Genomic DNA, 13,988 nt, shown 5'->3' on the forward strand with positions numbered 1-13,988 from the left:
GGCGCCAGGTAATCACGGGAGCAATAAGCAGTGTCACACACCCCTAACTCTCTCAGCGGCCCGGCGCTTGCGGGCGAATGGCCGCTGGTCGCGGCACAACCCGGCATCTGGGTCGCCGATCAAATCTCCCCGCATCGCAATGCCTACGCGGTGGCTCACGCCATCGAACTCAACGGCCCTGTCGCCGTGGAGCCTCTGCTGCAGGCCATCATTCAGGGCCTGGGCGAGGTGGACATGCTGCGCCTGCGTTTTGCGGAACGCGACGGCGTGCCGGTGCAATGGCTGGACGACGCGCTGGCGGTGCACGAGCCGGAACTTGTCGATCTGACGACGTCGCCGGACCCTGAAGCCGCCGCGCGCGCGCTGATGGACATCGATCTGGCGGGCGATCTGCGCGCCGGCAGCGGCGCGCCGCTGTATCGTCATGTGGTGATGCGTCTGGCGGATGACCGCTGGTTCTGGTATCAGCGCTATCACCATCTGCTGGTGGACGGTTTCAGCTTCACCGCCATCGCGCGCCGCGTGGCGGCGATTTACACCCATCTTTGCCGCGGCGACGCGCTGGAACCGACGCCTTTCACGGCGTTCAGCGACGTGGTGGCGGAATACCAGGCTTACCGGGAGGCGCCGGCCTGGCAACGCGACGCCGATTTCTGGCGCGAAAAAGCACGGCAGCTGCCGCCGCCGGCCACGCTCTGCCCGCAGCCGCTGGCCGGGCAAACGCCCACGCCGCGCATCCACCGGCTGGAACAGCGCTGCGATCCGCAGGCCTTCGCCGAACTGGTGCAGTGCGGCGCGCAGCAGAAGCTGAACGCCGCCGATATGGCGGTGGCGCTGGTGGCGCTGTGGGTGTCGCGTCTGAGCGGCCAACCGAGCTTCAGCGCCGGTTTTATCTTTATGCGCCGTACCGGATCGGCCGCCCTGTGCGCCGCCGGCCCGGTGATCAACGTGTTGCCGATGGAGATGCACCTCGAGCCGCAGGCCACGCTGTATGAGGCCGCCGCCCGCATCAGCCGCGAGCTGAAAACGGTGCGCCGCCATCAGCGCTACGACGCCGAACAGGTGCAGCGCGATCTGGGGCGCATCGGCGACGGCGAACCGCTGTACGGTACGGTCTTCAACTTCAAAATGTTCGATTACCAGCTGGACTTCGCCGGTATCGAAGGCATTACCCACGATCTGGCCTCCGGGCCGGTGCGCGATCTGGAGATTGCGCTGTTTATCGACGAACACCATCAGCTGAAGGTGGAGCTGCTGGCCAACGCCGAGCGTTACAGCCGTCAGGAACTGCTGGCGCATCTGCAGCGGTTGCCGCTGCTGCTGGCGCAGTTCGCCGCGCAGGCAACGTTGCCGATCGGCGAAGCCGACATGCTGACCGCCGACGATCGCGCTCTGCTGGCGCGGGTCAACGACACGGCGCATCCGGTGCCGGCGACCACGCTGAGCCAACTGCTGGCGCAGCAGGCGCAAAGCACGCCGAACGCGCCGGCGCTGGCGGATGCGCATTTCAGCTTCACCTACCGCGAAACGCGCGAACAGGTCACGGCGCTGGCGCGCCAGCTGGTTGTGCAGGGCGTACGGCCGGGCGACATCGTGGCGGTGGCGCTGCCGCGCTCGGTGTTCCTGTCGCTGGCGTTGATGGCGATCGTGGAAGCGGGCGCCGCCTACCTGCCGCTGGATACCGGTTATCCGGACGAGCGGCTGGCGATGATGCTGGAAGACGCCGCGCCCCGGCTGGTCATCACCAGCCCGGCGCAGCAGGCGCGTTTCGCCGACAAGGGCGAAATCTTGCTGTATGACGCGCCGCTGGCGGCCGATCACGCCGGCGGGGTGGCGATCGCGGGCCCGACGCCGGATCATGCGGCCTATATCATCTTTACCTCCGGTTCCACCGGGCGCCCGAAAGGCGTGCTGGTCGGCCATCAGGCGATCGTCAACCGCTTGCTGTGGATGCAGCATCAGTATCCGCTGGGGGCGGACGATGCGGTGCTGCAGAAAACGCCATGCAGTTTCGACGTCTCGGTGTGGGAATTCTTCTGGCCGCTGATGGTCGGCGCCCGGCTGGTGATGGCGCCGCCGGAGGCGCACCGCGATCCGCAGCAGATGCAACAGCTGATCGCCCAACATCGCATTACCACGCTGCACTTCGTGCCGTCGATGCTGGCGGCTTTCGTGGCCGCCCTGGACGACGACGCGGCGGTGGCGAGCTGCGCCGCGTTGCGTCAGGTGTTCTGCAGCGGTGAAGCGCTGCCGGCGGAGCTGTGCCGCCTGTGGCAAAGCCGCACGGCGGTGCCGTTGCACAACCTCTACGGCCCGACCGAGGCGGCGGTGGACGTGACCTGGCATCCGGCCTACGGCGACGCGCTGGCGAAGGTGACCGGCGCCAACGTGCCGATCGGCCTGCCGGTATGGAACACCGGGCTGCGTATTCTTGACGCGCGCCTGCGGGCGGTGCCGCCGGGCGTGGCGGGCGATCTGTATCTGACTGGCGTGCAGCTGGCGCACGGCTACCTTGGCCGGCCGGATCTGACCGCCAGCCGCTTTGTCGCCGACCCGTTCGGCGAGGGCGGACGGATGTACCGCACCGGCGACGTGGCGCGCTGGCTGCCGGACGGCGCGGTGGAATATTTGGGCCGCAGCGACGATCAGCTGAAGATCCGCGGGCAGCGTATCGAGCTGAGTGAAATCGACCACGCCTTGCTGTCGCTGCCGGGCGTGCGCCAGGCGGTGACGCATGCGCTGGTGTTGCAGGGCACGCCGGTGGACGCCGGCGGCGATGCGCGCCAGCTGGTGGGCTATCTGGTGATGCAACCCGGCGCGAGCTGGGATGCGGAAGTTTTACGTGCGGCGCTGGCCGACCGCCTGCCGCCGCACATGGTGCCGGTGGCGTTGGTGGAAATGCACGATTTGCCGCTGAGCGCCAACGGCAAGCTGGATCGCAAGGCGTTGCCGCAGCCGCAGGGCGGTGAACGCAAGGCAGGACGGCCGCCGCAGGCCGGGTTGGAAAGCGAGATCGCGGCGGTATTCGCCCGCTTGCTGCAGCGCGAGCAGGTGTTCGCCGACGACGATTTCTTCGCGCTTGGCGGCCACTCGCTGCTGGCGATGCGCCTGGCGGCGGAGCTGCGCCGCGATCTGGGCAAGGCGGTGTCCGTCGGCCAGGTGATGGTGGCGTCGCGCGTTGAGCAACTGGCCGCCTTGCTGGCGGAAGATCGCACGCAGGAAGAGGCCGATCGCAGTGGCTTCGACAGCGTATTGCCGCTGCGCGTTACCGAGGGGCCGACGCTGTTTTGCCTGCACCCGGCATCCGGCTTCTCCTGGCAGTTCAGCGTATTGCCGCGCTATCTCGATCAGCACTGGTCGCTGGTCGGCATCCAGTCGCCGCGGCCGGACGGCCCGCTGGCGCTGAGCGAAGATATGGATCAGGTGGTGGATGCCCACCTGCAGACGGTGTTGCAGGTGCAGCCGCACGGGCCGTACCACTTCATCGGCTACTCGCTGGGTGGCACGCTGGCGCAGGGCATTGCCGCCCGGCTGCAGGCGCGCGGCGAGCAGGTGGCGTTCCTCGGCCTGCTGGATACCTATCCGCCGGAGACCCAAAACTGGGACGTGATGCTGGACGACAACGTGTTGAAGGAAGTGCAGCGTGAGCGCGAGCAGTTCCTGGCGGTGTCGCAGGACACGCTCGATCCGGCGCTGGGTGAGACGCGCACGGCGATGTTCGACAACATCGAAGCCAACTACGCCGATTCGGTGCGGTTGTTGTCGCACACGCGGACCGCCCGTTTCCACGGCCAGGCGACGCTGTTCGTCGCCAAACGCACGCTGCAGGAAGGGATGGACGTGCAGCAAACCTGGTCGCAGTACGTCGATGCGCTGCAGGCGCACGAGCTGGACTGCGCGCATGTCGATATCGTTTCGCCGGCGTCGTTCAAAGTGCTGGGGCCGCTGCTGAACCGGATCTTGCGCACGCTGTAATGACGCCCTCATCCCGCCGCCAGGCACGGGGATTGCCCCGCGTTTGGCGGCGTTTCTTGCGGTCGCTCACAATTGAATATCAATGATTTTTATTATCATTATTGATTTCGTCATCTGTGCTAGCATAGCGCCCAGCAACTGCAGAATCCCCGTTTAAAGATGTGGTGAACAACCGATGAGTAGCAAACCCTCCATCCTGCTTGATTTCAGCCTGCTGAAAACCAATCGGGCTTTCCGCGCGGTGTTCTGCGCGCGCTTTATCTCCATTGTGGCGCTGGGGTTGATGGCGATCGCCATCCCGGTACAGATCCAGGCGCTGACCGGTTCCACCCTGCAGGTCGGGCTGGCGGTGACGCTGGCCGGCGGCGGCATGTTCGCCGGGCTGCTGATGGGGGGCGTATTGGCCGATCGCTATGAGCGACGCCGGCTGATTCTGTTTGCGCGTTCCACCTGCGGCGTCGGATTTGTCGGCCTGTGTCTCAACGCCCTGTTGCCGTCGCCTTCGCTGGCGGCCATTTATCTGTTGGCGGTGTGGGACGGCTTCTTTGGCGCGGTGGGGGTGACGGCGCTGCTGGCGGCCACGCCGGCGCTGGTGGGCCGCGAAAACATCGTGCAGGCGGGCGCCATCAGCATGCTGACGGTGCGCTTCGGCTCGATTCTTTCTCCGGCGATCGGCGGCCTGGTGATCGCCCATATGGGCATCGCCTGGAACTACGGTCTGGCGGCGTTCGGCACCCTGCTGACGCTGCTGCCGCTGCTGAGCCTGCCGCAGCTGATGCCGCCGCCGCAGCCGCGTGAACACCCGCTGCGCGCGCTGGCGGGCGGTTTCGCCTTCCTGTTCCAGAACAAGGTGATCGGCATGGTGGCGCTGATCGGCGCGCTGCTGACCATGGCCAGCGCGGTGCGCGTGCTGTACCCAGCGATGGCGGAAGGTTGGCACATCGACGCCGCCCACCTCGGTTATATGTACGCCGCCGTGCCGCTCGGCGCCGCCATCGGCGCGTTCACCAGCGGGCGCGTGGCGCATGTGGCGCGCCCCGGCTGGGTGATGCTGCTGACGGCGATCGCGGCGTTCGCCGCCATCGGCCTGTTCGGCCTGATGCCGTGGTACAGTCTGGCGTTGCTGTGCCTGGTGGCGTTCGGCTACCTGAGCGCGCTGAACTCGCTGCTGCAATACGGTCTGATCCAGAGCCTGACGCCGGACAACTTCCTCGGCCGCATCAATGGCCTGTGGACGGCGCAGAACGTGGTTGGCGATGCGCTGGGCGCGTTGCTGCTGGGGGCGATGGGCGCCTTTATGCTGCCGGCGATGAGCGCCAGCGGTTTCGGCTTCGGCGCGGCGCTGCTCGGCATCCTGTTGCTGTTCGCCATGACCGGTTTGCGCCAGGTTACGCTGCACAAACCGGAGCCGCAGCCCGCCACAGAAAAGTAGTCGAACGCGTTAAAACAACGCTGTGGGATCAAATAGCAATGCTTATCATCGGCATGCGTAAAACCCACAGCGTTTATGTCATGATTTCGAAATGAAAGAAGTGCTTACGTTTATTGACATAGCAAATATCGGCGAGTAATTTAGCGCGGAATTAACTCAAATGATAATCATTATTATATTGGTTATCACTTCAAATTCTTGAGGGCGAAGCGATGGATACTGCCGTGAACGACATCAATCGAAAGGAAGTGCAGGAGTGCGAAGAGCAGCGGTTTGCCGCTGATTTTTCTCCCGCGTCGGGCTTCTTCTTTACTTCTCCTTTCCGCAGCTTGACCACCACCGGTTGTTTCAGCCGCATTCGCCTGCCGGCCGCAGACGGCGCCGATCTGAACGGCGAGTTCCAGCGCAGCGTACGGCAGGCGTTTGCCGAGGCCCGCCAGGCCGGCATCAAAAAGCCGCTGCTGTGCGGCGCCATCCCGTTCGATACCCGGCAGCCTTCGGCGCTGTTTATTCCCCAGCAGAGCCGCTGGTTCGATCGCGCCGCCTTTATGGCCGGCGTTAGGCCGGCGGCGGACGGGCCGGAGCTGGCCGGGGTAACGGAGCTGCCGCCACAGCAGCCGTTCATGAACATGGTCAGCGACGCCGTCGACGCGATGAAGGCCGGTGAGTTGGAGAAAGTGGTCTTGTCGCGCCTGCTGGAGATCGAAACGCGTCAGCCGGTGGATCGCCATGCGCTGATGGCGCGCGTGATTGCCCAAAACCCGCACGGTTTCCATTTTCATGTGCCGCTGGAGCAGGGCGCGCTGTTGGGCGCCAGCCCGGAGCTGCTGCTGCGCCAGGACGGCGGCCGTTTCTATTCCAACCCGCTGGCCGGTTCCGCCCGGCGCGAGGCCGACCCAGAGCGCGATCGCGAAGTGGGAGAGCGGCTGATGGCCTCGGCGAAAGATCGCCACGAGCATCGCATCGTCACCGAAAGCATGCGTGATGTGCTGGCCGGCCGCTGCCGCTACCTGAACGTGCCGCACACCCCTGAATTGTTGACCACCACCACGCTGTGGCATCTCTCCACGCCGATCGACGGCGAGGCGGCGTCTCCCGACGAAAACGCCCTGTCGCTGGCCTGCCTGCTGCACCCGACGCCGGCGCTGTGCGGCATGCCGACGGCCGAGGCGCACGCCCTGATCGGCAAGCTGGAGCCGTTCGATCGCGGCCTGTTCGGCGGCATCGTCGGCTGGTGCGACGACGAAGGCAACGGCGAGTGGGTGGTCACCATCCGCTGTGGCACCGTTGACGGCAACCGGGTGCGGCTGTTCGCCGGCGCCGGCATCGTGGAAGACTCTTCACCCGAATCTGAATGGCATGAAACAGGCACCAAACTCAGCACCATTCTGCGTGCCTTTGGTATGAATCAAGGATAACGACAAGATGAGCATTGCCTTTACCCCCTGGCCGGCGGAGTTCGCCAGCCGCTATCGCGAGCGCGGCTACTGGATTGACAAGCCGCTGACCGAGATCCTCGACCGCCAGGCCAACAACGACGCCCCGGCGATCATCGACGCCCAGGGCAGCCTGTCCTATCGCGAACTGCAGCAGCGCTCCGATCGCCTGGCGGCTGCTTTGCTGCGCCGCGGCGTGAAATCCGGCGACACCGCACTGGTGCAGCTGGGCAACGTGGCGGAGTTCTATATCGTGTTCTTCGCGCTGCTGAAAATTGGCGTGGCGCCGGTCAACGCACTGTTCAGCCATCAGCGCAGCGAGCTGAACGCCTATGCCGAGCAGATCAAACCGGCGCTGCTGATCGCCGATCGCCAGCACGCGCTGTTTGCCGACGATCAATTCCTGAGCGCCTTCCGCGATGCCCATCCTTCACTGCGCGTCGTGGCGCTGCGCAGCCAGCCCGAGGGCGAGCTGGCGCTGGCCGCCTGGCTGGACGAAGCGAGCGACGGTTTCGTCGCGCAGCCTTCCGCGGCCGATCAGGTGGCGTTCTTCCAGCTTTCCGGCGGCAGCACCGGCACGCCGAAGCTGATCCCGCGCACCCACAATGACTACTACTACAGCATTCGCCGCAGCGTGGAGATCTGCCGTTTCGACGCGCAGACCCGCTATCTGTGCGCACTGCCGGTGGCGCACAACTACCCGATGAGTTCGCCGGGCGTGCTGGGCGTGTTTTATGGCGCCGGGCTGGTGGTGTTCGCCGTCGATCCGGACGCCGGGCAATGCTTCCGCCTGATCGAACAGCACCAAATCAACGTGACGGCGCTGGTGCCGCCGGCGGTCACGCTGTGGCTGCAGGCGATCGAAGAGTGGGGCGGCAATGCCCAGCTCGCCAGCCTGAAACTGCTGCAGGTGGGCGGTGCCAAGCTGGGCGAAACGCTGGCGGCACGCATTCAGAATGAAATCGGCTGCCAACTGCAGCAGGTGTTCGGCATGGCGGAAGGGCTGGTGAACTACACCCGGCTGGACGACGATGAACGCCACATCCTGGCGACGCAAGGGCGGCCGATGTCGCCGGACGACGAGGTATGGGTGGCGGATGACGACGGCAATCCGTTGCCGGCGGGCGAGGTTGGGCGGCTGATGACGCGCGGGCCTTACACCTTCCGCGGTTACTACCAGAGCCCGGCGCACAACGCCGACGCCTTCGACGCCGACGGTTTCTATTGCTCCGGCGATCTGATCAGCATCAGCGAAGACGGCTACATCACCGTGCAGGGGCGGCAGAAAGACCAGATCAACCGCGGCGGGGAGAAGATCGCCGCCGAGGAGATCGAAAACCTGCTGCTGCGTCATCCTGACGTGATCAACGCCGCGCTGGTGTCGATGCCGGATGCGCTGATGGGGGAGAAGAGCTGCGCCTATATCATCGCCAACGCGCCGCTGAAACCGGTGGTGCTGCGCCGCCACCTGCGTGAGCAGGGCGTGGCGGACTTCAAACTGCCGGATCGCTTTATTCAGGTGGACAGCCTGCCGCTGACTCCGGTCGGCAAAGTGGACAAAAAACGGCTGCGCCAGCAGCTCGACGCGCAACTACAGACTCAGGCTCAGGGAGATTAATCGATGGCCATTCCAAAACTTAATGACTACGCGCTGCCGACGGCGGACGAACTGCCGCAAAATAAAGTCACCTGGCAGGTGGAGCCACAGCGCGCCGCGCTGTTGATCCACGATATGCAGCAGTATTTCCTCAACTTCTGGGGCGAGGACAGCGCGCTGATTAAACAGGTGGTGGAGAACATCGCCAACCTGCGCCGCTACTGCAAGCAGCAGGGCATCCCGGTGTTTTATACCGCACAGCCGAACCAGCAGAGCGATGAAGATCGCGCGCTGTTGAACGACATGTGGGGGCCGGGTCTGAACAAACACCCCGAGCAGCAGGCGGTGACCGCCGCGCTGGCGCCGGACGAAGACGACACGGTGCTGGTGAAATGGCGCTACAGCGCCTTCCATCGCTCGCCGCTGCAGGAAATCCTGCAGGAGTCCGGCCGCGATCAGCTGATCATCTGCGGCGTGTATGCGCACATCGGCTGCCTGACCACCGCCATCGACGCCTTCATGCGCAACATCCAGCCGTTCATGGTGGCCGACGGCCTGGCGGACTTCTCGCGCGACGAACACCTGATGGCGTTGCGCTACACCGCTGGCCGCTGCGGCCGGGTGGTGACCACCGCGTCTCTGCTGCCGGCGGCCGGTATCGCCAGCATCGATGCGCTGCGTCAGCAGATCCTGCCGCTGCTGGACGAAGACAGCGAAGACATGGGCAACGATGAAAACCTGATCGATTACGGCCTGGATTCGGTGCGCATCATGGAGTTGGCGACCCGCTGGCGCAAGATCCGCGGCGACATCGACTTTATCGCGCTGGCGCGCAACCCGACCATCGACAGCTGGTGGGCGCTGCTTTCCGAAGAGAAAGCCTGATTTTAATCACGAGCAGAGGGCGGCCGTTCGGCCACCCTGTTGGCTTTATAAGGAGATTTTGATGAATACTTTGATCACCAAGGGAAAACGCGCGGCATTTCCGCTGATGCTGCTGTCTACGCTGCTGTTCTCCAACACCTTGCAGGCGCAAACCGCGCCGGAAGTGCTGCGCAAGCCGGTCGGCAAGGGCGCCTATGAAATGGCCTACAGCCCGAGCGAGAACGCGCTCTACCTGGCCACCTCGCAGAGCCGCAAGCTGGACAAGGGCGGCATCGTTTACCGTCTGGATCCGACCACGCTGGACGTGACCCAAATTATCCATAACGACATCAAGCCGTTTGGCGCCGCCGTCAACGCCAAGACCGGCACGCTGTTCTTCGGCAACACCGTCAATAACTCGGTAACCGCCATCGACGCCAAAACCGGCGACGTGAAAGGCCGCCTGGTGCTGGACGCGCGCCAGCGCTCCGAAACCGTCAAGCCGCTGGCGCCGCGTGAACTGGTGGCGGATGCCGACAGCGACACGCTGTACATCACCGGGCTGGGGGATTCCAGCGTGGTGTGGGTGGTGGACGGCAAGGATCTGACCCTGCGCGCCACCGTGACCGACACCGGCAAATACGGCACCGGCCTGGCGCTGGACGCCGCCGCCAAACGCCTGTACGTCACCAACGCCGACGGCGAGCTGGTGACCATCGATACCCAGAGCAACAAGGTGCTGTCGCGCAAGAAGCTGGATGAGTCTAAAGAGCACTTCTTCCTGAACATCAGCCTGGATACCGCCACTCACCGCGCCTTCATCACCGATTCCAAGCAGCCGCAGGTACTGGTGGTGGATACCCGCAACGGCAACATCCTGAGCAAGATCGACGTGCCGGAATCGCTGGCGGTGCTGTTCAACCCGGCGCGCAATGAAGTCTACGTCACCCACCGCCAGGCGGGCGAAGTGAGCGTGATCGACGCCAAGAGCTACAAGGTGCTGAACACCATCAAGACGCCGACCCACCCGAATAGCCTGGCGCTGTCGCCGGATGGCCAAACGCTGTATGTCAGCGTCAAGCAGGCTTCCAGCCGCGAGAAAGAAGCGACTGCGCCGGACGACGTGATCCGCGTCGCGCTGAAATAATCCTACGCTGGGTAAGCGCACACCGAACAGGCGAAGCGGCGACGCTCCGCCTGTTTTTTTTCGCCGTGCGATCTGCGGTATAAAGTGTGGATTGCCTTATTGACCCGAAGGAACGTTGGTTATGCCCGTCTCACGCGCACCGCTGTTGTTATCCGTTATCACTCTGCTGCTGCTGGCCGCGCTGATCCACAGCGGCATCAGCCCTTACGATCGCACCACCTGGCTGATGGAGGTGGCGCCGGTCTTGATCGTTTTGCCGCTGCTGTGGCTGACCCATCGCCGTTACCCGCTGACGCCGCTGCTCTACACGCTGATTTTCTTCCATGCGCTGATCCTGATTTTCGGCGGCATGTACAGCTATGCCCGCGTGCCACTGGGGTTTGAGGTGCAGCAGTGGCTGGGTCTTGGCCGTAACCCGTACGACAAACTGGGGCACTTCTTCCAGGGGCTGGTGCCGGCGCTGGCGGCGCGCGAGATCCTGCTGCGCGGTGGTTATGTACAGGGGCGCAAGATGCTGGGCTTCGTGGTGTGCTGCATCGCGCTCGCCATCAGTGCCCTGTATGAGCTGATCGAATGGTGGGCGGCGCTGGCGCTGGGCCAGGGCGCCGACGAGTTTCTCGGCACCCAGGGCGACCCGTGGGACACCCAGTCCGACATGTTCTGCGCGCTGCTCGGGGCGATATGCGGCTTGTTGCTGTTCGGGCGTTGGCAGGAGCGGCAAATCGCTCGCTTGGGCTGAAAAACTCAAATGATCACATCGCGTAATAGCCCGCCGTATGGCGGGTTTTTTGTTTATATTCATGTGGGTAGCTGCATCAGAAGACGATATGGAGCATAAAACCAGCCTTGAGTGCAGCCGCTTGTTATCATTGCTGTGTTGTTATCTTGTTGTTTTATATTAATTTATATTTATTTGGTAAGAATTTTCTTATCAATGGTGCTGTGCTAATATCATTACGCTTGGTAGGGGGTCATTAGCGTTATTAGTTATAGCGCAGGGGATTATGAGATATATAATTAATAATAATATTAAGTATCATGAAGATAGATCGGAATTGGTCTCGCTGCATGATGACATCCCACCTATCACATTGACGGCCACGCTGAATCGCCTGCTTTCCGCGCTGGTCAGAAATAATAACCTGGTGCTTTCCCGCGATGCGTTGCTGGCGCAGGTGTGGGAAGCGCACGGCCAGGTGGCCTCCGGCAATAATCTCAATAACACCATTTCGATTCTGCGCAAGATGTTCGCCACGTTGGGTGAGAATGACATTATCGTCACGCTGCCTCGACAGGGATTTATGTTTCGCGCATCCCAGCTAAAAACCGCAGACAGCCAAGTGAAAGGCCCGGTTGAACCGATTGAACCGCCTGAACTGGCTGAACCGGTTGAACCTTCTGAGAGTGATACATCACCCGCATTGATACCCCACATGCCACGGTTGAAAAGGTATGCATTGATGGTGCTGATCGCACTGGCGATAGGGAGCGGTATCTGGGCGTGGTTGGCGACAGGGTATCCGCCGCTCCGCGTGGCAAACGTTGGCAAGATAGACAACTGCGAAGTGCAATTTGTGACTTCCTATCATAAAACGGGCCCCAGTGAGATAGACAGGCAGCATTTTCAGGAAATGCTGAAGAAAAATAATCATGTTCAGTGTCATGAACCGGCGACGTTGTTGTATTTCGACTCTCAGGCCATTTTGCCGAATACCACCGGTAAGGTGAGAATTGCTTATCTTTATTATTGCCCACAGGCAAAAATGGCGGCTGGAAAGGTCCAATGCGAGAACTTCTATGAAAGCTGGGGTTTATAAATTGTTATGGCGGTATCGCTATGGCGCACTAATGGCTATAGCGCTGTTTATCAGCGCTTGCGCCATTTACCGATTGTTTTTTACCCCCCGGCTGCCTGAATGCAGCGCGGTAATGCGCGTGGCTAATCATAACGGTGAAAGCCGCCATGAACGCGTGTTGCTGCTTAAATTGATTCCACATGGGACACGAGAAGCGACGCTGTTGCTTAACGGAAGCTTTCTCGACGGCAATAATAAATATGTGATCTCCAGGGTGGCGCGTCTGGAATATCATCGCCGTGGGGACAACTATACCTTCTGGGTCAAAAGCAATATCAGGAATCCACAGGATACCTTGGTGTCAGAGGCACTTAACCGCCGTTTGCCGATGAAAGGCCAGCAATACCACGTACGCATTGAACAGGTTGATGCAAACCATTTCTTGTTTGTCGACAATCTCTCTCCCTATTTTGTCTGTTCGGTGGCATTGTAACTGTGCCCCCTGCGGATTGACGTATCGGCAGAGGGGGGGCAAGTTAGTGAATGATAAATAAAATTGCAAACATGGATTAATTATTGTCAATGGGTTTGCTGAAACAGGGGGTATTAGCCGTTCTGGGGCAGAATGTGAGCAGCCCGGCACCGTCTTTTATCCCTTCTTGCTGCACCCGGTCATAGTAGTAAACATCTGCTTTACTGGCACAATTCAAACTTTCTCGCTGAATGAATTCGATAACCTTTACCTTGTCCCCGCCCCCCGCTTTCATGCTGTAGAGCTGACAAGACGCATAGTTGCCCAGTGGATAAACATTGATATGCATGCTGTGTTTATAAACCATGAACGCGGTAAAAGGCAGTAGGCAAATAAGCATGGCTACGACCGAACGACGCAACAATAACCAGGCGATTTTGCGCCTGAAGAACCCACCTCTTCGAGCCTCCTTGGTATCGTCCGCTTCATATTCGGTTTTTATACTCCTTTTGTTTTCATTTTCTACATGAATGCTTTCTGCGGTGAATTTAAAACCTTGTCGGGGGAAGGTGACTATGATTTTCTCTTCGCCGAATTGTGCAAGGGATTTGCGTAGGCCTGAAATATAATTATTCAGATTGTTATTTGAGGCCTTGAGCCCATGCTCCACCCAAACTTCATTAAGTAACTTCTCCCGCATAAGAAGAACATTATTGTTACGGATGAACAGTGATAACAGCCTGGCGCTGGGTCTAAGTAACACTATTTTAGTCGCCGCATTATCGATATGCGCTAGCGTGTTCTCTTCTTCATCGTAGAGAACATTGTTGTTTATATGGAAAATCATTTTTTCAACCTGTCAACTTACCTGTCGAGAGATGATTCTGAGACCTGCGACCTGTTTTTTCAATCCTCCAGGGGGGGAGTCAATAGGATTTTTCCATGTATTTATATAATTATCGTAATGATTGGCTTGGTTTATAAGTATTAAAAAATAATCGTTATTACTTAATTTCTATTTTACAGAATTAAAATCTATTTAATTTGTATTTATTTTATATAAATCCTGTGTTTTTGTATTTTCGCGACATAACATTTTATTTTCGTGCGATGGAGGGTAAATTTGTTGCCACTGATACGGAGCGTGAAAATGCCGCGTGTCAGCAAGAAAAGCGATGTTCCGACAATTAGATGGCTAACTCTAACTGAGTAAGATAATGACCAGGTGCAAACACAAGGAGTTGCCTGCGACTTAATCGGACTAATTAA

10 protein-coding genes are annotated in these 13,988 nt (G+C 60.6%); 9 read left to right on the forward strand and 1 reads right to left on the reverse strand.

What is annotated here, in order from left to right:
* Nucleotides 1–30: 30 nt before the first annotated feature.
* The 9 genes from ACJ8IJ_RS14725 to ACJ8IJ_RS14765 all read left to right on the forward strand — a co-directional run bounded on the left by ACJ8IJ_RS14725 (nt 31) and on the right by ACJ8IJ_RS14765 (nt 12,740).
* Entirely contained in the window at nt 31–3,975 is a 3,945-nt protein-coding gene (locus ACJ8IJ_RS14725; RefSeq protein WP_442518750.1) for an enterobactin synthase subunit F, read from the forward strand.
* A gap of 175 nt (nt 3,976–4,150) precedes the next feature.
* A complete protein-coding gene (entS, locus tag ACJ8IJ_RS14730) occupies nt 4,151–5,407 on the forward strand; it encodes an enterobactin transporter EntS (protein WP_049186372.1) in 1,257 nt (418 codons plus the stop codon).
* Nucleotides 5,408–5,619: 212 nt separating this feature from the next.
* Nucleotides 5,620–6,825, forward strand: a complete 1,206-nt coding sequence (locus ACJ8IJ_RS14735; RefSeq protein WP_442518751.1) for an isochorismate synthase — start codon at nt 5,620–5,622, stop codon at nt 6,823–6,825.
* Between the two features lie 7 nt (nt 6,826–6,832).
* The gene (locus ACJ8IJ_RS14740) at nt 6,833–8,461 is read left to right on the forward strand and encodes a (2,3-dihydroxybenzoyl)adenylate synthase (protein ID WP_442518752.1); all 1,629 of its coding nucleotides are present in this window, start codon (nt 6,833–6,835) and stop codon (nt 8,459–8,461) included.
* Nucleotides 8,462–8,464: 3 nt separating this feature from the next.
* Entirely contained in the window at nt 8,465–9,325 is an 861-nt protein-coding gene (locus tag ACJ8IJ_RS14745; protein ID WP_004930014.1) for an isochorismatase, read from the forward strand.
* 106 nt (nt 9,326–9,431) lie between these two features.
* The gene (yncE, locus tag ACJ8IJ_RS14750) at nt 9,432–10,451 is read left to right on the forward strand and encodes a 7-bladed beta-propeller protein YncE (RefSeq protein ID WP_370456249.1); all 1,020 of its coding nucleotides are present in this window, start codon (nt 9,432–9,434) and stop codon (nt 10,449–10,451) included.
* A gap of 121 nt (nt 10,452–10,572) precedes the next feature.
* Complete coding sequence (locus ACJ8IJ_RS14755) at nt 10,573–11,190, forward strand: DUF2238 domain-containing protein (protein ID WP_049186365.1); 618 nt, start codon at nt 10,573–10,575, stop codon at nt 11,188–11,190.
* 265 nt (nt 11,191–11,455) lie between these two features.
* Complete coding sequence (locus ACJ8IJ_RS14760; protein ID WP_004929616.1) at nt 11,456–12,268, forward strand: winged helix-turn-helix domain-containing protein; 813 nt, start codon at nt 11,456–11,458, stop codon at nt 12,266–12,268.
* Between the two features lie 31 nt (nt 12,269–12,299).
* Nucleotides 12,300–12,740 carry a hypothetical protein gene (locus tag ACJ8IJ_RS14765; RefSeq protein ID WP_049186362.1) on the forward strand — a complete coding sequence of 147 codons (441 nt, stop codon included), beginning with the start codon at nt 12,300–12,302 and terminating at the stop codon, nt 12,738–12,740.
* A 76-nt stretch (nt 12,741–12,816) separates the two neighbouring features.
* On the opposite strand, the gene ACJ8IJ_RS14770 is transcribed toward ACJ8IJ_RS14765, so the two are convergent.
* Nucleotides 12,817–13,566 carry a winged helix-turn-helix domain-containing protein gene (locus ACJ8IJ_RS14770; RefSeq protein ID WP_442518753.1) on the reverse strand — a complete coding sequence of 250 codons (750 nt, stop codon included), beginning with the start codon at nt 13,564–13,566 and terminating at the stop codon, nt 12,817–12,819.
* Nucleotides 13,567–13,988 lie beyond the last annotated feature (422 nt).

The organism is Serratia sp. CY40230 (assembly GCF_052168835.1).
Taxonomy (GTDB): Bacteria; Pseudomonadota; Gammaproteobacteria; order Enterobacterales; family Enterobacteriaceae; genus Serratia; species Serratia nematodiphila.

Excerpts from the sequence above, each read along its gene's own strand:
- ACJ8IJ_RS14745 (WP_004930014.1), top strand. The coding sequence starts at position 8,465 with ATGGCCATTCCAAAACTTAATGACTACGCGCTGCCGACGGCGGACGAA.
- ACJ8IJ_RS14755 (WP_049186365.1), top strand. The coding sequence starts at position 10,573 with ATGCCCGTCTCACGCGCACCGCTGTTGTTATCCGTTATCACTCTGCTG.
- ACJ8IJ_RS14765 (WP_049186362.1), top strand. The coding sequence starts at position 12,300 with ATGGCTATAGCGCTGTTTATCAGCGCTTGCGCCATTTACCGATTGTTT.
- yncE (WP_370456249.1), top strand. The coding sequence starts at position 9,432 with ATGCTGCTGTCTACGCTGCTGTTCTCCAACACCTTGCAGGCGCAAACC.
- ACJ8IJ_RS14740 (WP_442518752.1), top strand. The coding sequence starts at position 6,833 with ATGAGCATTGCCTTTACCCCCTGGCCGGCGGAGTTCGCCAGCCGCTAT.
- entS (WP_049186372.1), top strand. The coding sequence starts at position 4,151 with ATGAGTAGCAAACCCTCCATCCTGCTTGATTTCAGCCTGCTGAAAACC.
- ACJ8IJ_RS14770 (WP_442518753.1), bottom strand. The coding sequence starts at position 13,566 with ATGATTTTCCATATAAACAACAATGTTCTCTACGATGAAGAAGAGAAC.
- ACJ8IJ_RS14760 (WP_004929616.1), top strand. The coding sequence starts at position 11,456 with ATGAGATATATAATTAATAATAATATTAAGTATCATGAAGATAGATCG.
- ACJ8IJ_RS14735 (WP_442518751.1), top strand. The coding sequence starts at position 5,620 with ATGGATACTGCCGTGAACGACATCAATCGAAAGGAAGTGCAGGAGTGC.